The organism is Sphingopyxis microcysteis, assembly GCF_012274265.1.
Lineage (GTDB): Bacteria > Pseudomonadota > Alphaproteobacteria > Sphingomonadales > Sphingomonadaceae > Sphingopyxis > Sphingopyxis microcysteis.
In genome coordinates this window covers 1390523-1409068 of sequence record NZ_JAANYY010000002.1, presented here as the reverse complement: position 1 = coordinate 1409068, position 18546 = coordinate 1390523, and the positions used below count along the sequence as shown (strand labels likewise).

Here is an 18546-nt window from a genome sequence, read left to right as displayed (position 1 = left end):
AGACACGTTGGTGCCCGACTTCACGTCCCTCGACTTCGCTCGGGACGAACGGGGAGGAGACGATGCTCACACCAGCTCTCCCAGCTTCGCGAGCGCCAGTGCCTGCAATTGCTCTTCATCCTCGGCGCCGTCGAAGACGCCCGCGACGAAGGCCTGCAACAGGATCTTCTTCGCTTCGCCGGGCGGCAGCCCGCGCGACTGAAGATAATAAAGACCCATCGCATCCAGCTCGCCGATCGCGCAGCCGTGCGCGCATTTGACGTCGTCGGCGAAGATTTCGAGTTCGGGCTTGGCGTTGGCGGTCGCGCTGCGATCGAGCAGCATCGCCTTCACATCCTGCTCGCTGTCGGTCTGCTGCGCATCGCGCGCGACGGCGACCTTGCCGAGATAGGTGCCGGTGGCGGTGCCGCTGAGGACCGAGCGCACCATTTGCCGCGACGTCGCGCCGGGCTCGGCGTGGGTGACGGTGGTGACGATCTCGAGATTCTGCTCGCCGCCGCCGATCTGCGCGGCGCCGAGGGTGAAGTCGGCGCCTTCGTGGAGCGTCACCGCCAGTTCGATGCGGCCATAGGCGCCGCCGATGTTGAGGATGTGCAGCGATGCGGTCGCGCCCTTGCCGATGCTCATTTCGATCTGATGGATCGCGCCTGCATCCTGCACGATCGCGCGGCGAAATTCGCCGCCGGCGGGCACCACGATGCTCTCGGGCGCGGGCAGCGGCCATGCGGCGGTCACCGCATCGATGTCGGCGTAGCGCCATGCTTCGTCGCGGCGGGTGGGGTGGGTGGTGGCCGTCATCCGATCCTCCCTGTGCCCATAGGGCATGGGGAGGGGGACCGCCGCGAAGCGGGGGTGGAGGGGCCGCGACGTCGCGCCATGGCCCCTCCGTCAGCGGCTTCGCCGCTGCCACTTCCCCATCGCTGTGCGACAGGGAGGATCAAGACGGGCAGCGTCATCACGCCGCGATCTCCGCATAGCCTTCGCGTTCGAGCTCGAGCGCGAGCTCGGGTCCGCCCGACTTCACGATCCGCCCGCCCGCGAGGACGTGGACGAAATCGGGCTGCACATAGTCGAGCAGGCGCTGATAATGGGTGATCAGCAGCACCGCCTTGTCGGGGCGGCGCATGATCGCGTTGATCCCGTCGCCGACGACGCGCAGCGCGTCGATGTCCAGCCCTGAGTCGGTTTCGTCGAGGATCGCGAGCTTGGGATCGAGGATGCCCATCTGCACCATCTCGTTGCGCTTCTTCTCGCCGCCCGAAAAGCCGACGTTCACGGGGCGCTTGAGCATGTCCATGTCGAGCTTGAGCAGCCCCGCTTTCTCGCGCGCGAGTTTCAGGAAGTCGCCGCCCGACAAAGGTTCTTGCCCACGCGCCTTGCGCTGGGCGTTGAGACTTTCGCGCAGGAACTGGACGTTCGACACGCCGGGGATTTCGACCGGATATTGGAAGCCGAGGAACAGGCCGGCGGCGGCGCGCTCGTGCGGGTCCATGTCGAGCAGGTCGTGCCCGTCGAACGTCGCCGATCCCTCGGTGACCTCATAACCGGGCCGCCCGCCGAGGACATAGGAAAGCGTCGACTTGCCCGCGCCATTGGGGCCCATGATCGCATGGATCTCGCCCGCATTGATGGCGAGCGACAAGCCCTTCAGGATCGGTTTGTCGGCGACGGTGGCGTGGAGGTTTTCAATTGTGAGCATCATATTTCCTATAGAACCGGACAGCCCCCGGGGCGCAGTTCGCAACTGAAGGAGCGGGCAAATGATTTCCGATAATGTGCAAGGCGCGCATTAAAGTCGGGAATCCACTCGTCGTTCGAGATCGAGCCGTGGAAACTCGACAGCGGCCGTTTGGCCATCGCTTGTGCGACGTCTTCCAACTCCTTTGGGCATTTGAGCCCAAATTCATTGATTTGATCGTCGGGCAGGGCAGCCCCACGCTTTGCCAAATCGATGTGCGGTTGCATGCACTTGTTGAACGACTTGATTGCCTCGTAAGATGTGCGCTCCGAGAGCGACATGTCTGCCAGCATCTCGGCTTCGCCATCGGAGCACGCGGCGACAAGGAAAACGAAGGCGAAAGTTGCCTTCACCCCGCGTTCCTCTCAAGGCCGATTTTCAGCTTCCGCAAAGGAATGACCAGCCCTGTGGGCAGCGGACGCCTTGCTATTCGGCGGCGAAGATTTCCGCCAGTTCCGAATTGGCGACTTCTTCGACGCTGATCACGCTGGTGTTCTGCAGATGCTGCAAGCGCCGGATGAGCATGGTCACCGCGTGATGTGGAACAGTGATCACCTCGTCGCGATCGCGTTCCGATTTCTTCTGCTGCCGAATGACCACGCCCTGATGCGTCGGATAGGCGGTCACGGCCTGCACAGGATGGACGACCAGATCGGCGTCCGACCAGTTGAATTCCAAACCGCGTGCCATGGCTGTTTCTCCGGATCGAATCGGACAGGGGGCGAGCATATGACAAAGGCGTGACGTCCCATGTCCCCGGATGCGGACTGGTGATAATTATAGTTAATTCGGGCCGGTTAATGTCGAAGTTGCGGTGGTTTCCAGCCCATATTGTCTCAATTCGGGGCATAAACGGGGGCGCCGCGGACATCGCTGTCCCCGTCGATCTGGCTTGGCGCTTGGGCGAGCCGTTAAGATCGTCAACTTTGCGCATCTTGCGCTTTCATCCGGTCCAGAACGCGCCGCTCGGCGGTGCCGATGATCGCATCGGCGGCCTTTTCCGCCGTCTCGCGGCTGGCAAAGGGAATCTGCTCGCCGATGCCGTCAGCCAGGATATTCATCGCAACCTCACGCGCCCCGGCGACCGATGCGACCTCGGCGAAGCTGACCGGCCAGCGGCCGAACTCGGCCTTGTAGGTGGCCGCGGCGTTCAACAGGTCCCGCTCGTAGGACGTCACCGCGCCGCGGACCTCCGGCGGCAATTTCTCGACGAGCGTCGCGGTGTCGAGCAAGCCGCTCTCGCCCGCTGAGCCTGCGTCGCCGCACGCGGCGAGCAGGGCAAGGCTCAGGCAGGCGGGAATGACGAAGCCGCGGCGCATCATCCGACGCTCCCCTCAAGGCTGATCCCCAGCAATTTCTGCGCCTCGACCGCGAACTCCATCGGCAGTTGCTGCAGCACTTCCTTGGCGAAGCCGTTGACGATCAGCGCCACGGCCTCTTCCTGCCCCAGCCCGCGCTGCATCGCGTAGAACAGCTGGTCATCGCTGATCTTGCTCGTCGTCGCTTCATGCTCGACGGTCGCCGTGGGATTGCGGACCTCGATGTAAGGCACGGTGTGCGCGCCGCAGGTGCTGCCGAGGAGCAGGCTGTCGCACTGGGTGAAGTTGCGCACGCCCTCGGCGTTCGGCGCGACGCGCACGATGCCGCGATAGGTGTTGTTCGACTTGCCCGCGCTGATGCCCTTTGACACGATGGTCGAGCGGGTGCGCTTGCCATTGTGGATCATCTTGGTGCCGGTATCGGCCTGCTGGTAATTGTTGGTCACCGCGACCGAATAAAATTCGCCGACGCTGTCGTCGCCGTTGAGCACGCAGCTCGGATATTTCCAGGTGATCGCGCTGCCGGTTTCGACCTGCGTCCACGACACCTTGCTGCGCTTGCCCTGGCAGAGCGCGCGCTTGGTCACGAAATTATAGATGCCGCCGAGCCCCTCGGCATTGCCGGGATACCAGTTCTGGACGGTCGAATATTTGATCTCGGCATCGTCCAATGCGACGAGTTCGACCACCGCGGCGTGGAGCTGGTTCTCGTCGCGCATCGGCGCGGTGCAGCCTTCGAGATAGCTGACGTACGCGCCCTTGTCGGCAATGATCAGCGTGCGTTCGAACTGCCCCGTATTCTCGGCATTGATGCGGAAATAGGTGCTGAGCTCCATCGGACAGCGGACGCCCTCGGGCACATAGACGAAGGTGCCGTCCGAAAAGACCGCGCAGTTGAGCGTCGCGAAATAATTGTCGTGCATCGGCACGACCTTGCCGAGCCACTTCTTCACCAGCTCGGGATATTCGCGGATCGCTTCGGAGATCGACAGGAAGATCACGCCCGCGCGTTTCAGTTCTTCGCGGAAGGTCGTCGCGACGCTGACGCTGTCGAACACCGCGTCGACCGCGACCTTGCGCGCGCCCTCGACGCCCGCGAGCACCTTCTGCTCCTCGATCGGGATGCCGAGCTTCTTGTAGACTTCGAGGATTTCGGGATCGACCTCGTCGAGGCTGCTGAGCTTGGGCTTGGCCTTGGGCGCTGCGTAATAATATGCGTCTTGGTAATCGATCGGCGGCACGTTGAGCTTCGCCCAGTCGGGCGTCTCCATCGTCTGCCAATGGCGGAACGCCTTCAGCCGCCAGTCGAGCATCCATTCGGGCTCGTTCTTCTTGGCCGAGATGAAGCGGACCGTATCCTCGGTCAGCCCCTTGGGCGCGAAGTCGGTTTCGATGTCCGCGGACCAGCCATGCTCGTAGTCGGCGACTTTGGCGGCGGCTTCGTGCGCGGCCTGGTCCTTGATGCGGGTTTCGGTGTTGTCGGTCATATCTATCTCGTCGCCCCCGCGAAGGCGGGGGCCGTTGTCGTTGGTGCACTGGATCCAGCGGCCCCCGCCTTCGCGGGGGCGACGGACAAGGAGGCCAAACTGATCTCCGCCAGCGCGCCGCGCACGGCGCCGTTCACGACGCCCCAGTGCGGCTGCACCTTGCAGCTGCCTTCCAGCGTACAATCGTGGCGGCCTTCGACAACGCAGCTGGTCAGCGCGATCGGGCCTTCGACGGCTTCGATGATGTCGGCGACGCTGATCGCCGCTGCCGGCCGCGCGAGGCGCACGCCGCCGCCGCTGCCGCGCGATGCGACGAGCAGGCCTGCGCGGGCGAGCTGGCTCACCAATTTCTGCGCGGTCGGCCCCGGAATCCCCGTCTGCTCGGCGAGCATGCCGGCGTGAAGCGGCACCGACCCGCACTGGCGGGCGGCGGCGCTCATCAGCACCACGGCATAATCGGCAAGGTTGGACAGTCGCATCGTTTCTCTGCTCGCAAATTGCGAACGATTCTTAACTGGAGTAAATTACTCCACTTATATAGGCGCGCCGTTTGGACGGTGCAAGCAAGCGCGTTTGTCGGCGGGGATAGAAATATTGCGCCAAAAAAAAGGCACCCACCTGGCCGGAGCCAAATGAGTGCCGAGATGAAGGTCTCAGTCCTCGTCAGAGGATGAGCTCTTCTGGGTCGCAGCACCCGATTATGCTCGCGCGGCGATTCGCGATTGTACGGAAACGCCAAAAACGGCCTAGGTCAGATTTTGCTGGTTAATGGGGTCGAGCGACTGCGAACGCCGCCGCAGAACCTTCACCGTAGCCCTGAGCTTGTCGAAGGGCGCCTGTCCGAGAAACGCCCTTCGGCAAGCTCAGGGCTGCGGTAACGATCACACCGCAAAATCCGCCCTACGTCTCCGACACCAGCGGGCTGACTTTGCCGGCGAGCTGCTTGCGCCCCTTGGTCGTCGCCTCGGTGTAGGAGGTCGGCTTGCTGAGCTGGCCCGGCGTCGCGCCGGCGAAGCGCTTGATCTCGCGGATCAGATGCGACTGATCGTAAAAGGCGTCGCCGAGCTGCGCGGCATCGAGCCCTTCGCCGCGCGCGAGCGCTGACGCGGCGCGCACGGCGCGATATTTGCGCGCCAGCATTCGCGGCGACAGGCCGTAATAATGCTTGGTCATCCGCTCGACCGAGCGGATCGACATGCCGGTCGCATCGACCAGATCGGCGACCTGCGGGGAGGGCGTCGCGGTCAGCCACTCGTCGACGGTGCGGATGAACCACAAAGGCGGCGCTTCGCCGCGGGTCAGCACTTCGCGCGCAAAATTATTGCCGATCACCAGCTTGGCCTCGACGTCCGCCGCCTGTTCCAGCGTTGTCGCCACGTCTTCGATCCACGGCCCGAACCGGTCGGTGGCATCAAGCGCGCGGTCGGTCAGCTTTTCGGCGTCGTCGCCCATCAACGCCGCCCATCCCGCGGGCAGCAGGCCAAAGCCGAACAATTGCGCCGGGCAATTGCTGATCGCGCGCACCCGTCCGCTGGTCGGGCCGATGATGATCGCGCGCGTCACGGTGGCGCGGTGGCCGTCGGCAAAGACATATTCGCCGTCGGCATTGGTGACGAACCGGAACTGCGGCCGGTCGGCGCGTTCATATTCGTCGAATTTCGGCATGTTGAGCCGCGCGAAATAAAAGCTCGACACCAGGTCCGCCAGATCGGGATCGGGCGGGAAATAGTGCAATTCGAACGGCGCGCTGCCGTCCACGCCTGCGCGTGAGGATGAAGCTTCTGACATGACGAACCCAGACCGCGGCCGCCTTTCCCCAGGCGGCCTTGTTATCTGAAACAAATCATTTGCGTTTCATCCCTGCGCGTCAAGCGCGAACTTTGTTCGATTATTAGCTTTTTTGGCTTGCGATCCATGCATCGACGCGCCGTTCGAGGATGTCGAGCGGGACCGGTCCCGATTCGAGGACGACGTCGTGAAAGGCGCGATAGTCGAATTTGGCGCCCATCGCCGCCTGGGCACGGCCGCGCAATTCCATGATCTTGAGCTTGCCGATCAGATAGGCGGTCGCCTGTCCGGGATAGACGATATAGCGCTCGATCGCCTTTTCGATGTCGCCGTCGGGGTTCGGGGTGTTGTCTTTGAGGTATTTGATCGCCTGCTCGCGGCTCCAGCGCTTGTCGTGGATGCCGGTGTCGACGACGAGGCGGCAGGCGCGCCACAGCTCCATGCCCAGCCGCCCGAAATCGCTGTAGGGGTCGGTATAGAAGCCCATGTCCTTGGCGAGCTCCTCCGAATAGAGGCCCCAGCCTTCGGTATAGGCGGTGAAGCCGCCGAAGCGGCGGAAGGGCGGCAGGCCGGTGAGTTCGGTCTGCACCGCGCGCTGGAGATGATGGCCGGGAACCCCCTCATGATAGGCGAGCGCTTCGAGCTCGGTCTTGGGCATGTCGCGCAGGTCGTAGAGGTTCACATAATAGGTGCCGGGCCGCGACCCGTCGGGCGAGGGCGACTGGTAGAAGGCCTTGCCCGCCGATTTCTCGCGGAACGCCTCGACCGCCTTTACCTGCAACGCCGCCTTGGGCAGCGTGTTGAAAAAGGCCGGGAGCCGCGCTTCCATCGCCTTGGTGCGGGCGTCGACTTCGGCGAGATAGGCTTCGCGCGTCGTGTGATAATATTGCGGGCTGGTGCGCAGATGCTCGAAAAACTGCTGCAGCGAGCCCCTGAAGCCGACCTTGGCCATGATCGCCCGCATCTCGCCATGGATACGCGCGACTTCGGCGAGGCCGAGGTCGTGGATCTGCGTCGCGGTCATGTCGGTCGTCGTGTAATTGGCGAGCAGCGCCTCGTAATAGGCTTTGCCGTCGGGCAGGCGCCACACCCCGTCCTGCGTCGGCGCGCTCGCCTGCTGGCGCTTCATTTCGGCGAGCAGGCGGCCATAGGCGGGACCGGCGCTCTCCGCCCATGCGGCCTTCGCCGCGGCGGTCAGCCGTGCCTTTTCGGCGGCATCGATGTCGAGCTTGGCGACTTTCGCGGCGAGATCCTCGACGACGGCATTGTTCGGTCCTTGCAGGTTGCCGATATCCGAAATCAGATAGGCATAGACCCATTTGGGCGGCTGGACGCCCTTGGCAGCGCGCTTCACCGATTCCGCGTTCAGCGCGTCGAGCACCGGGCCGAGCCCGCGGATGCGCGCAATGTAGGCTTCGGCCTCGGCAAGATTGGCGACGCGGTGGATGTTGATCAGGAAGGCGGGGAGCTGGCTTTGCGGGCCGTTCATCTGGTCAAAGACATAGCCGCGATCGCGGAACGGAAACAGTCGCTCGGCGCGCGCCGCCTGCGCGTTGAACAGTTCGAACGACAGCGCTTCGTCGGTCGACATCGTGGCGGGATCGAAGCTGCCGCGCATCGCCGCGGCGGTCGCCTGCTGCAATTTATGGTTCGCGATCGCCGCCTCGTCGCTGACGTCGTTCCAGCGGCCATAATCGGCGTCGCGGATGCCGCGATACGCCTTGCCCTGCGGGCTCAGCGACAGCTGGGCGGCGTCATAATTGTCGAAAAATTGCGCGAGGTTCGCCCCTGCGGGCACGGCATCCGGCGCGGGCGTCGCTGCCGCGGTGGCGGGCGCGTCCTGCACCGCGGCGGGCGCGCAACCCGCGACGGCGAGCAGCGCGATGGCGGTGGACAGGCGAGCGATGAGGTGAAGCTGCGACACGATTTTCTCCCGGTTTTTCCGATGGCTTTTTGGCGACGGCGAATTGGTTGCAGCGGGGCTTGCCATAGCCGCGCGGGGCGCGCAATGGCGGGCCATGTCGCTCTTTGCCTCCGCCGCCGATGCCGCTTATGCGCTGGTCCGCCCGATCGTCCATGCCACCGATGGCGAGGCGGCGCATAATCTGACCCTCAATGCGCTTCAGCCCCTGCCGCGCGCGCGCACCGCATTGTCGCGCCCGGTGCTGGCGACCGAACTGGCGGGGCTGCATTTCCCCAATCCGGTCGGCCTCGCGCCCGGCTTCGACAAGGACGCGCGCGTCGCGCATGCGATGCCGCATTTCGGTTTCGGCTTTGTCGAGGTCGGCACGTTGACCCCGCTGCCGCAGGGCGGCAACCCGCGCCCGCGGCTGTTCCGGCTGGTCGAGGATCGGGCGGTGATCAACCGCATGGGGTTCAACAATGGCGGGCAGGAGAGGGCGGCCGACCGCATCGCGTGCCTGCGCCGATACGGTCTGCCGGTGCCGCTCGGGATCAATATCGGCGCGAACAAGGACAGCGCCGACCGCATCGCTGATTATGCGCGGGGCACCGCGGCGATGGCGCCGCTCGCCGATTATCTGACCGTCAACATCAGCTCGCCGAACACCCCGGGGCTGCGCGCCTTGCAGGACAAGGGGGCGCTTGAGGCCCTGCTCGACGGCGTCGCTGCGGCGCAGCCTGCGGGCGGGGTGAAGCCGGTGTTCCTGAAAGTCGCGCCCGATCTGGAGCCCGCCGACATCGACGAGATCGTCGCGGTGGCTCTCGACAAGGGGCTCGCTGCGGTGATCGTCTCGAACACCACCATCACCCGCCCGGCGCTGGCATCGCGCCATGCAGCAGAGGCGGGCGGCCTGTCGGGGGCGCCGCTCGCCGATCTGGCGCTCCAGCGCGTTCGCGATTTCCGCGTGGCTGGCGGGGGCAGGGTGCCGCTGGTGGCGGCCGGCGGCATTGCCTCGGCAGAGCAAGCGTGGGAGCGCGTCCGCGCGGGCGCCAGTCTGGTGCAGATTTATTCGGCGATGGTTTACGAAGGGCCGGGGCTCGCCGCGCGGATTGCGAAAGGGCTCGAAAAGCTGGCGGTGCGTGACGGTTTTGCGCGGGTGAGCGACGCGGTGGGGACCGCACAATAATCCTCCCTGTGGCGAAGCCATGGAGAGGGGGAGTGCGGGGGTGGATTGCCCCCGGCAATCCAAGTCCAGTCCGGGGGACTGGACGACCCAGCACTCTCGCGAAGCGAGGGGTGGAGGGGCCGCAACGGTAGCGTCATGGCCCCTCCGTCAGCGCTTCGCGCTGCCACCTCCCCATCGCTGCGCGACAGGGAGGATCGGTTGGGCTTGCACTCCCCCCGACCGCGCGCCAATGTCGCCGGCATGTTGAAAAGATTCCTGCCGCTCGTCGCGCTCGCCACCCTGACCCTCCCATCCACCGCGCTCGCACAGGGTGTCACCTCGTCCGCCGACTCGCGCGCGACCGAGGCGGGGCGGCAAATTCTCCATCAGGGCGGCACGGCCGCCGACGCGGCGGTCGCGATGGTCGCGGTGCTGACGCTGGTCGAACCGCAGTCGAGCGGCATCGGTGGCGGCGGTCTGATGCTGCATCACGATGCCAGGGACGGCAGTATATCGACGATCGATGGCCGCGAAATGGCGCCTGCCTCGGCGAAACCCGACCGCTTCCTCGGCCCCGATGGCAAGCCGCGCAGCTATTCGGACGCGATCCCCGGCGGATTGTCGGTGGGCGTCCCCGGCAACATCCGCCTGCTGGAAATGGCGCACAAGAAATGGGGCAAGCTGGAATGGGCGGCGCTGTTCCAGCCTGCGATCAAGCTGGCCGAAGAGGGTTTCGAAGTCACCCCGGTGCTGCACAACTGGATGACGCGGTTCGAATCCTTGTGGAAGGATTTTCCCGAGGCGCGCGCGATCTATTATGTCGACGGCAAGCCTGCGCCGGTCGGCACCCGGATCCGCAATCCCGCCTATGCCGCGCTGCTGCGCGACGTCGCGGCGCGCGGGCCCGACGCCTTTTACACCGGTGCCAACGCCAAAGCGATCAGCGACGCGGTTGCCAATGCCCAGCGCAACAAGGCAACGCTGACGGTCAAGGACGTTGCGGCCTACAAGGCCAAGGAGCGCCCCGCGGTCTGCACGACCTATCGCATCTACAAGGTGTGCGGCATGGGTCCGCCCTCGTCGGGCGCGACCACCGTGTTTGGCATCCTCGGGATGATCGAGGGCTGGGACATGAAGGCGATGGGCAAGGACAATCCCATGAGCTGGCACCTGCTCGCCGAGGCGATGCAGCTGTCCTACGCCGATCGCGGTGCCTATCTGGGCGATGCCGATTTTGTCGATGTGCCTGTCGCGGGACTGCTCGACAAAAAATATCTCGCCGAACGTCGCCAGCTGATCTCGCCCTTTGCCGCCGCCGGACGCTATGAGCCCGGCACCCCGCCGGGCGCAAAGCCCCGCGCCGAAGCGCCGCCGATCCCCGAGCAGGGCACCACCCATTTTGCCGTCGCGGACAAGGCGGGCAATGTCGTGTCGATGACCTCGACGATCGAGAGTATTTTCGGCAGCCACCTGATTGCGAATGGCTATTTCCTCAACAACGAACTCACCGATTTCGACCTCGCCCCGACGATGAACGGCGTCCCGACCGCCAACCGGGTGCAGGCGGGCAAGCGCCCGCTGTCGTCGATGTCGCCGACGATCGTTTACGGCCCCGACGGTAAGGTGGTGCTGGCGGTCGGTTCGGCGGGCGGCAAACGGATCATCATGCATGTGACGAAAGTGCTGGTCGGCGTGCTCGACTGGGGGCTCGATGCCAAGACCGCGATGGAACTGCCCAATCTCTATTTCGGCGAGCGCGGCGTGCTGATCGAAAATACCGACGCGGGCGAGGCGATGGCGGCGAAGATGAAGCCCTTCGGCTACAGCTTTACGCCCACGGACCTCGGTTCGAAGCTGAACGCGGTCGAGCGCGTTGGCGATGGCTGGCGCGGCGCCGCCGACCCGCGCGGGCCGGGAACATCTTCGGTGGATGGTGCACCGCCGCAGGGGTGAATTGGCTGATCTTGCGATCTCGTCATTGCGAGGGCCGCAGGCCCGTGGCAATCCAGAGCGGCGCAAGACCATATTGGATTGCTTCACCCAGCATTCGCCGCGGTCGCAATGACGTGTATTTGAAACGATAAGAACAGAAAAACAATCTCCCTGGAGAGAGGTAGAATGAAGCTGGACAATCCCCATCTCGACCAATTTCCGAGCCTGGTCGCGATGTTCTTCGACCGCGCCGCGCGCGGCGGCGAAGATCCGTTCCTGTGGCGCAAGGCGGACCGCGTCTGGCATCCGCTGAGCTGGCGGCAGGTCGCCAACCAGGTGGCGGCGCTGGCGCACAACCTGCGCGAAATGGGGCTGAAGGACGGCGACCGCGTCGTGCTCGTCAGCGAGAACCGCCCGGAATGGTGCATTGCCGACCTCGGTATCATGGCCGCGGGCTGCATCACCGTCCCGACCTATACGACCAACACCGAACGCGACCACCAGCATATCCTCGACAACAGCGGTGCGACCGCGGTGATCGTGTCGACCGCGAAACTGGCGCGCACGTTGATGCCGGCGGTCACGCGCTCCGACGCGCATATCGTCATCACTATGGAAAGCCTGCGCGTCGGGCAGCAGGGCGATGTCGCGATCCACGACTGGGAACCGCTGGTGACCGGCGGCGAAGCCTGGCTGGAAGAAGCCAAGGCGCGCGCCGCCGCGATGAAGCGCGAGGATACCGCGTGCCTGATCTACACCAGCGGCACCGGCGGCGCACCCCGCGGGGTGATGCAGCATCATGGCGCGATCCTGCACAATGCGGCGGGGGCGGCCGAGGTGCTGGTCAACGACTTTGGCATCGGCGACGAGGAGGTGTTCCTGTCGTTTCTGCCGCTCAGCCATGCCTATGAACATTCGGGCGGGCAGTTCCTGCCGATCATGGTCGGCGCGCAAATCTATTACAGCGAGGGGCTCGAAAAGCTTGTCTCGAATATCGAGGAGACGCGCCCGACGATCATGGTCGTCGTGCCGCGGCTGTTCGAAGTCATTCGCGCCCGCATGATCAAATCGGTCGAAAAGCAGGGCAAGCTGGCGAACTGGATGCTGAACCAGGCGCTGCGCGTCGGCGAGAAGGATTATGAGCGGCGCATGGGGCTGCTTGACCGCCCGGTCGACTTGTTGCTCGACAAATTGTTCCGGCCCAAGATCGGCCAGCGCTTCGGTGGCCGGATGAAGGCATTGGTTTCGGGCGGCGCGCCGCTCAATCCCGAAATCGGCGTATTCTTCCACTCGATCGGGCTGACCTTGCTCCAGGGCTATGGCCAGACCGAGGCAGGGCCGGTGATCAGCTGCAACCGCCCGAGCGCGGGGATCAAGATGGACACCGTCGGCCCGCCGCTGATGAACACCGAGGTCAAGATCGCCGATGACGGCGAGATATTGGTGCGCGGCGAACTGGTGATGAAGGGCTATTGGCGCAATGACGCCGAGACCGCGCGGGTCTTGGTCGATGGCTGGCTCCACACCGGCGACATCGGCCATATCGACGACAAGGGCCGCATCGTCATCACCGACCGCAAGAAGGATCTGATCGTCAACGACAAGGGCGACAATGTCTCGCCGCAGCGCGTCGAGGGCATGTTGACGCTCCAGCCCGAGATTTTGCAGGCGATGGTCTATGGCGACAAGCGGCCGCACCTGGTCGGCTTGCTGGTGCCCGATCCCGAATGGATGGCCGAGTGGGCGGAGGCCGAGGGGCTACCGAAAGACCTGTGCCGTCTGCGCGAGCATGAAAAATTCCGCGCCGCGATCCGGGCGGCGGTTGATCGGGTGAACGGCCAGCTGTCGGTTATCGAAAAGGTCCGCAAATTCGACTTCGCCGACGAGCCGTTCACGATCGAGAACGAACAGATGACCCCGTCGATGAAGATCCGCCGCCACGTGCTGCGCGAGGTCTATGCCGACAAGATCGCGGCACTGTACAAAGGCTGAGCATCCTCCCCGGACGGGGAGGATGCCATAGCGTTCAGGCTCCGCCTGTTTCGTCCTGCTGCGCGAGCCACTCTTCGAGCCACTTGATCGTATAGTCGCCGTGGATGACGTCGGGATCGGCAAGCAACGCCTGGTGCAGCGGGATGTTCGTCTTGACGCCGCCGATCACCATTTCCTCGAGCGCGCGGCGCATCCGCATCATGCAGCTTTCGCGGCTGCGGCCATAGACGATCAGCTTGCCGATCATGCTGTCATAATAGGGCGGGATCGAATAGCCGGCGTAGAGCCCGCTATCGACGCGGACGTGCATGCCGCCGGCGGCGTGATAGTTGGTGACCTTGCCGGGCGAGGGCAGGAAGCTGCGCGGGTCTTCGGCATTGATCCGGCATTCCATCGCATGGCCGCGGAATTCGAGATCCTCCTGTTTGACCGACAGCCCCGCGCCGCCCGCAATGCGGATCTGTTCGCGGACGAGGTCGAAGCCGGTGATCATCTCGGTCACCGGATGCTCGACCTGGATGCGCGTGTTCATCTCGATGAAGAAGAATTCGCCATTTTCCCAAAGGAATTCGATCGTGCCCGCACCGCGATAGCCCATCTTGGCCATCGCATCGGCGCAGATGCCGCCCATGCGCGCGCGTTCTTCGGCGGAGATGATCGGCGAGGGGGCTTCTTCGAGAACTTTCTGGTGGCGGCGCTGGAGCGAGCAGTCGCGCTCGCCAAGATGGATGGCATTGCCGTTCCCGTCGCCGAACACCTGGAACTCGATGTGGCGCGGGTTGCCGAGATATTTTTCCATGTAAACGGTCGGGTCGCCAAAGGCGGCCGCCGCTTCGGATGAGGCCTGACCCATCAGGCTTTCGAGGCTGTCCTCGTCGGGAACGACCTTCATCCCGCGCCCACCGCCGCCCGAGGCAGCCTTGATCAGGACGGGGTAGCCGATTTCCTTCGCGAGCTTCTTGGTCTCCTCGCTGAAGGTGACCGCGCCCGGCGAGCCGGGGACGACGGGCAGGCCGAGCGCGACGGCGGTGCGCTTCGCCTCGACCTTGTCGCCCATCGTGCGGATATGCTCGGGCTTCGGTCCGACGAAGACCATGTCGTGCGCTTCGATGATTTCGGCGAAGCGCTCGTTTTCCGAGAGGAAGCCATAGCCCGGATGGATCGCGTCGGCGCCGGTGATCTCGGCGGCCGAGATGATCGCCGGGATGTTGAGATAGCTGTCCTTGGCGGCGGGCGGGCCGATGCATACGGCCTCGTCGGCGAGGCGGACGTGCATCGCGTCGGTGTCGGCGGTCGAATGGACCGCGACCGTCTTGATGCCCATTTCGTGGCAGGCGCGATGGATGCGCAGCGCGATCTCGCCGCGGTTGGCGATCAGCAGTTTTTCGATGGCCATGGGCTGACTTTATCCGATGGTGAACAGCGGCTGGTCGAATTCGACCGGCTGGCTGTTCTCGACATGCACGGCCTTCAGCGTCCCCGCGGTGGTCGCGGTGATCGGGTTCATCACCTTCATCGCCTCGATGATCAGGATCGTGTCGCCGGGCTTCACCGCCGAGCCGACGGCCGCGAAATTGGGCGCGCCGGGTTCGGGCGCCAGATAGACGGTGCCGACCATCGGAGATTTCACGGCGTCGGCGAAGCTATCGGCAGCGGGCGCGGCGGCTGCCGGAGCCGCGGCGGGTGCGGCAGGGGCAGCGGCTGCAGGCGCAGCGACCGGCGCGGGAGCATAGGCGACGGGTGCGGCCGCGGCGGTCAGCGTGCGCGCGACGCGGACCTTGCGATCGCCGTCCTCGACCTCGATTTCCGAAAGCTGCGTGTCGTCGAGCAACTCGGCGAGCGCGCGCACGAAAGCCGGATCGATGTTGATGCCATTGTCTTTATGGTCACCCATGAGAATTTTTCCTGTTGTTGCGGCGCCGTCATTCGGGCGCCTGACCCCGTTTTTTAATGCGCCCTATTGTCAGAGACGGGCCGCGGCGTCCAGCGCCAGCGTATAGCTGTTCGCGCCGTGTCCGGCAAAATGTGCGACGGCGGCCATGCCGACATAGCTGATGTGCCGAAACGCTTCGCGCTGCATCGGGTCCGACAGATGGACCTCGATCACCGGCACCTTGATCGACTTGATCGCGTCGTGGAGCGCGATCGAGGTGTGCGTATAGCCGCCCGCGTTCAGCAGCACCGCCTTGGCGCCAGCGACATAGGCTTCGTGCAGCCAGTCGATCAGCACGCCTTCGTGGTTGGTCTGGCGGCATTCGAGCCTGAGCCCGAGCGTTTCGGCCTGCGCCTCCAGCCGCGCGTGAATGTCGTTGAGCGTGTCGTGGCCGTAAATCTCGGGCTCGCGCGTGCCGAGCAGGTTGAGGTTGGGGCCGGAGAGGACAAAGACGGTCGGCTTGTCGGTCAAAGCATGGTCTTTCGGTTGCTACGCGATGCGCTCCCCCTATATGGGCTGCTCGGCAAAAGGCAAAGCAAGGCGGATATGCGGTGATTTCTGTCATCCTCAACGGCGAACAACGGCAGGTGCGCGAAGGCAGCGTCGCCGATCTCGTCGCCTCGCTTGGCCTCGATGTCAAAAAGGTTGCGGTCGAGCGCAATCGCGAAATCGTGCCGCGCTCGACGTTGGGAGAGGTGGCGCTCGCGGACGGCGACGCGCTGGAAATCGTGCATTTTGTGGGAGGCGGTTGTTGACCGACACTTGGAGCGTTGCCGAACGGACATTCACGTCGCGGCTGATTGTCGGGACCGGCAAGTACAAGGATTTCGAGCAGAATGCGGCGGCAGTCGCGGCGTCGGGGGCGGAGATCGTTACCGTCGCCGTGCGCCGCGTCAATGTGTCGGATCCCAATGCGCCGATGCTGACCGACTATATCGATCCCAGGAAGATCACCTACCTGCCGAACACCGCGGGCTGCTTCAACGCCGACGACGCGATCCGCACGCTGCGGCTCGCGCGCGAGGCGGGCGGCTGGGATCTGGTGAAGCTGGAAGTACTGGGTGAAGCGAAAACGCTTTATCCGAACATGCGCGAGACGCTGGAGGCGACCGAGGTGCTCGCGAAAGAGGGCTTCCTGCCGATGGTTTACTGCGTCGACGATCCGATCGCCGCGAAACAGCTCGAGGATGCCGGGGCCGTCGCGATCATGCCCTTGGGCGCGCCGATCGGTTCGGGGCTGGGCATCCAGAATCGCGTCACGATCCGCCTGATCGTCGAGGGCGCGTCGGTGCCGGTGCTCGTCGATGCGGGCGTCGGCACGGCAAGCGATGCCGCGGTGGCGATGGAGCTTGGCTGCGACGGCGTGCTGATGAACACAGCGATCGCCGAGGCGAAGGACCCGATCCGCATGGCGCGCGCGATGCGCCAAGCGGTCGAGGCGGGGCGCGACGCCTATCTGGCGGGGCGGATGGGCCTGCGCAAATATGCCGATCCGTCGAGCCCGCTGGCAGGGCTTATCTGAGGAGCATCACATGAAAATCCTGACCCTGCTAGCTGCCGCGCTGTTTGTCCCGCAAACAGCAATCGCCCAGCCGGTGTTCGACAGCCACGTCCATCTGTGGGATGGCGACAAGTCGATCGGCGAATATGAGGCGCAGGTGAAAGGTGCCGGGCTGACGATCACCGGCTTTGGCGGTATGTGGTTCGGTGGGCCGGAGAACCAGGCGCTGGCGGGCAATCCGGCCAGCATCCGGGCGCATAATGACGCGCTGCTGGCGCTCGCAAAAAAGCACCCCACGATGGTGCCGATCGCGACCGTCCACCCCTATGATGCGGCGGCGGCGCTCGACGAACTGCAGCGCGTGGCGGGGTTGGGCGTGAAGATGCTCAAGATCCATCCGCACACCCAGCGCTTCGACCCCGCCGACCCCCGGGTGCTGGCGCTGGTTCGGCGCGCCGGCGAACTGGGCGTCGTCGTGGTGATGGACAATGCCAATATCGTGCCGGGCGGCGACAGCGAAAAGCTGTTCAATCTGGCGCTGTCCGCGCCGAAGACCAAATTTGTCTTTGCCCATCTGGGCGGGCTGAATTTCCGTTTCTGGAACATATTGAAAATGGCGCGCACCGCCGAGGGGCTGTTCGGCGACAATATCTATTTCGACATTTCGGCGACGGTGACGCTGGTCGCCGATGCGCCGATCGAGGAAGAATTCATCTGGACGATGCGCAATGTCGGGATCGACCATGTCCTCATCGGATCGGACTATCCGCAGTTTTCGCTCAAACAGACGCTCGACGCGCTCGACAAGCTCGACATCACGCCCGCCGAAAAGGCGAAAATCCGCCACGAAAATGCGCGGGCACTGTTGGGCCTGAAGCCGTAAGGCGAAATCAGAAGGGGGCCGGCGAGCGATAGAGCATCGCGATGCGTTCGATCTGACCGTCGATGCCGAGCACCACCTCGACATCCCACAGCAATTTGCCGGGGCCGTCGGGAAGGACGATGATCCGATAGGGCTGCCACAGCTTGTTGTCGGTTGCCTTGCGCTCGACGCTGAACGTCTTGGCGAGCGGGAGGCGGAGAAAGGCGTCGCGCGGCGCGGTGCGCGTCATCGGATAGGATGCGGGCGCGCCGGACAGTAGCTCGAAATACGCCTTCTCATCGTTCTTGAGCCTGGCCTGCGCCTCGGCGATCTTTGCGATCAGCGCCGCAGCCTCTTCGGCGGTCAAGCCGCGCGTTTGGGGCTGCGCCGGGGCGCTGGCCGGTGTCGGCTGCGCAACGGCGGTGGGAGCGAGCAGAAGGGCGGTCGCTGCGAGCAGGACGGAGCGTGGATTCGTCATGCCGCTATTCAATCCTGTTTGGGCCGCAGGTCAAACATCCTTTTTTCTGAACGCTTTGCCGGGTGCGCGGAACATTGGCGACGGTGGCCCGTTGGTGGGGCAAGAGGCAGCGTCGCCTCGGCCATCAGCTAAGGAGAAATTCCATGGGTGAACTCACCGAAAAAGCCAAAGGTCTCGCCAACGAAGCCGTAGGCAACACCAAGCAGGCGATCGGCAAGGCGACCGACAACGAGCGGCTGCGCGCCGAAGGCGAGGCGCAGGAGCGCAAGGGCGAAGCCCAGAATCTGAAGGGCAAGGTCCAGGGCGCGCTGGGCGACAAGGTCTGACGATCCGCCGTCATGCTAAAGGAAAAGGCTCCGGGAAACCGGAGCCTTTTTTGTTGGGTGGTGGATCGCTCGCATCCCACCGTAGCCCTGAGCCTGTCGAAGGGCGCCTATCGCCGTTAAGC

The 18546-nt window shown here is 64.5% G+C and carries 20 protein-coding genes; 7 read left to right on the top strand and 13 right to left on the bottom strand.

The features are described 5' to 3' along the window. Positions 1-66 precede the first annotated feature (66 nt). From G9408_RS06730 to G9408_RS06690, 9 genes are all read right to left on the bottom strand, one after another. Positions 67-798 (bottom strand): SufD family Fe-S cluster assembly protein, encoded by a 732-nt coding sequence (locus G9408_RS06730; RefSeq protein WP_168453208.1) that lies wholly within the window; start codon positions 796-798, stop codon positions 67-69. A gap of 157 nt (positions 799-955) precedes the next feature. After that, the gene (gene sufC, locus G9408_RS06725) at positions 956-1699 is read right to left on the bottom strand and encodes a Fe-S cluster assembly ATPase SufC (RefSeq protein WP_168453480.1); all 744 of its coding nucleotides are present in this window, start codon (positions 1697-1699) and stop codon (positions 956-958) included. Positions 1700-1707: 8 nt separating this feature from the next. After that, a complete protein-coding gene (locus G9408_RS06720) occupies positions 1708-2091 on the bottom strand; it encodes a hypothetical protein (RefSeq protein ID WP_168453207.1) in 384 nt (127 codons plus the stop codon). Between the two features lie 73 nt (positions 2092-2164). Continuing rightward, on the bottom strand, positions 2165-2428 hold the full coding sequence (locus G9408_RS06715) for a hypothetical protein (protein WP_168453206.1): 264 nt from the start codon (positions 2426-2428) through the stop codon (positions 2165-2167). A 230-nt stretch (positions 2429-2658) separates the two neighbouring features. Beyond that, complete coding sequence (locus G9408_RS06710) at positions 2659-3060, bottom strand: hypothetical protein (RefSeq protein WP_168453205.1); 402 nt, start codon at positions 3058-3060, stop codon at positions 2659-2661. After that, a complete protein-coding gene (gene sufB, locus G9408_RS06705; RefSeq protein ID WP_168453204.1) occupies positions 3057-4544 on the bottom strand; it encodes a Fe-S cluster assembly protein SufB in 1488 nt (495 codons plus the stop codon). The genes G9408_RS06710 and sufB overlap by 4 nt, the downstream gene beginning before the upstream one ends. A 2-nt stretch (positions 4545-4546) precedes the next feature. Continuing rightward, the gene (locus G9408_RS06700) at positions 4547-5023 is read right to left on the bottom strand and encodes an SUF system Fe-S cluster assembly regulator (RefSeq protein WP_168453203.1); all 477 of its coding nucleotides are present in this window, start codon (positions 5021-5023) and stop codon (positions 4547-4549) included. Positions 5024-5444: 421 nt separating this feature from the next. Further along, positions 5445-6302, bottom strand: coding sequence for an AraC family transcriptional regulator (locus tag G9408_RS06695; RefSeq protein WP_328804395.1), 858 nt, complete (start codon positions 6300-6302; stop codon positions 5445-5447). 133 nt (positions 6303-6435) lie between these two features. After that, the gene (locus tag G9408_RS06690; RefSeq protein WP_328804394.1) at positions 6436-8256 is read right to left on the bottom strand and encodes a DUF885 domain-containing protein; all 1821 of its coding nucleotides are present in this window, start codon (positions 8254-8256) and stop codon (positions 6436-6438) included. Between the two features lie 94 nt (positions 8257-8350). Here G9408_RS06690 and G9408_RS06685 point away from each other — a divergent pair, with 94 nt between their 5' ends. From G9408_RS06685 to G9408_RS06675, 3 genes are all read left to right on the top strand, one after another. Continuing rightward, positions 8351-9421, top strand: coding sequence for a quinone-dependent dihydroorotate dehydrogenase (locus tag G9408_RS06685; RefSeq protein ID WP_168453200.1), 1071 nt, complete (start codon positions 8351-8353; stop codon positions 9419-9421). Between the two features lie 240 nt (positions 9422-9661). Further along, on the top strand, positions 9662-11353 hold the full coding sequence (ggt, locus tag G9408_RS06680) for a gamma-glutamyltransferase (protein ID WP_168453199.1): 1692 nt from the start codon (positions 9662-9664) through the stop codon (positions 11351-11353). Positions 11354-11518: 165 nt separating this feature from the next. Next, positions 11519-13324, top strand: a complete 1806-nt coding sequence (locus G9408_RS06675; protein WP_168453198.1) for an AMP-dependent synthetase/ligase — start codon at positions 11519-11521, stop codon at positions 13322-13324. Positions 13325-13358: 34 nt separating this feature from the next. Here the strand turns inward: G9408_RS06675 and accC are convergent, their stop codons facing one another. The 3 genes from accC to G9408_RS06660 all read right to left on the bottom strand — a co-directional run bounded on the left by accC (position 13359) and on the right by G9408_RS06660 (position 15728). Next, positions 13359-14720, bottom strand: a complete 1362-nt coding sequence (accC, locus tag G9408_RS06670; protein ID WP_168453197.1) for an acetyl-CoA carboxylase biotin carboxylase subunit — start codon at positions 14718-14720, stop codon at positions 13359-13361. A 9-nt stretch (positions 14721-14729) separates the two neighbouring features. Then, the gene (gene accB / locus G9408_RS06665) at positions 14730-15218 is read right to left on the bottom strand and encodes an acetyl-CoA carboxylase biotin carboxyl carrier protein (protein WP_168453196.1); all 489 of its coding nucleotides are present in this window, start codon (positions 15216-15218) and stop codon (positions 14730-14732) included. Positions 15219-15287: 69 nt separating this feature from the next. Beyond that, entirely contained in the window at positions 15288-15728 is a 441-nt protein-coding gene (locus tag G9408_RS06660; protein WP_168453195.1) for a type II 3-dehydroquinate dehydratase, read from the bottom strand. Between the two features lie 80 nt (positions 15729-15808). Here G9408_RS06660 and thiS point away from each other — a divergent pair, with 80 nt between their 5' ends. The 3 genes from thiS to G9408_RS06645 are packed head-to-tail and all read left to right on the top strand — an operon-like array spanning position 15809 to position 17641. Beyond that, a complete protein-coding gene (gene thiS / locus G9408_RS06655) occupies positions 15809-16012 on the top strand; it encodes a sulfur carrier protein ThiS (protein ID WP_168453194.1) in 204 nt (67 codons plus the stop codon). Continuing rightward, positions 16009-16779, top strand: coding sequence for a thiazole synthase (locus G9408_RS06650; protein ID WP_168453193.1), 771 nt, complete (start codon positions 16009-16011; stop codon positions 16777-16779). Before thiS ends, G9408_RS06650 begins: the two co-directional genes overlap by 4 nt. A gap of 10 nt (positions 16780-16789) precedes the next feature. Continuing rightward, complete coding sequence (locus G9408_RS06645; protein ID WP_168453192.1) at positions 16790-17641, top strand: amidohydrolase family protein; 852 nt, start codon at positions 16790-16792, stop codon at positions 17639-17641. 7 nt (positions 17642-17648) lie between these two features. On the opposite strand, the gene G9408_RS06640 is transcribed toward G9408_RS06645, so the two are convergent. Next, complete coding sequence (locus G9408_RS06640) at positions 17649-18098, bottom strand: hypothetical protein (protein ID WP_168453191.1); 450 nt, start codon at positions 18096-18098, stop codon at positions 17649-17651. A 143-nt stretch (positions 18099-18241) separates the two neighbouring features. Here G9408_RS06640 and G9408_RS06635 point away from each other — a divergent pair, with 143 nt between their 5' ends. Beyond that, entirely contained in the window at positions 18242-18424 is a 183-nt protein-coding gene (locus tag G9408_RS06635; RefSeq protein ID WP_168453190.1) for a CsbD family protein, read from the top strand. Positions 18425-18546: the final 122 nt, after the last annotated feature.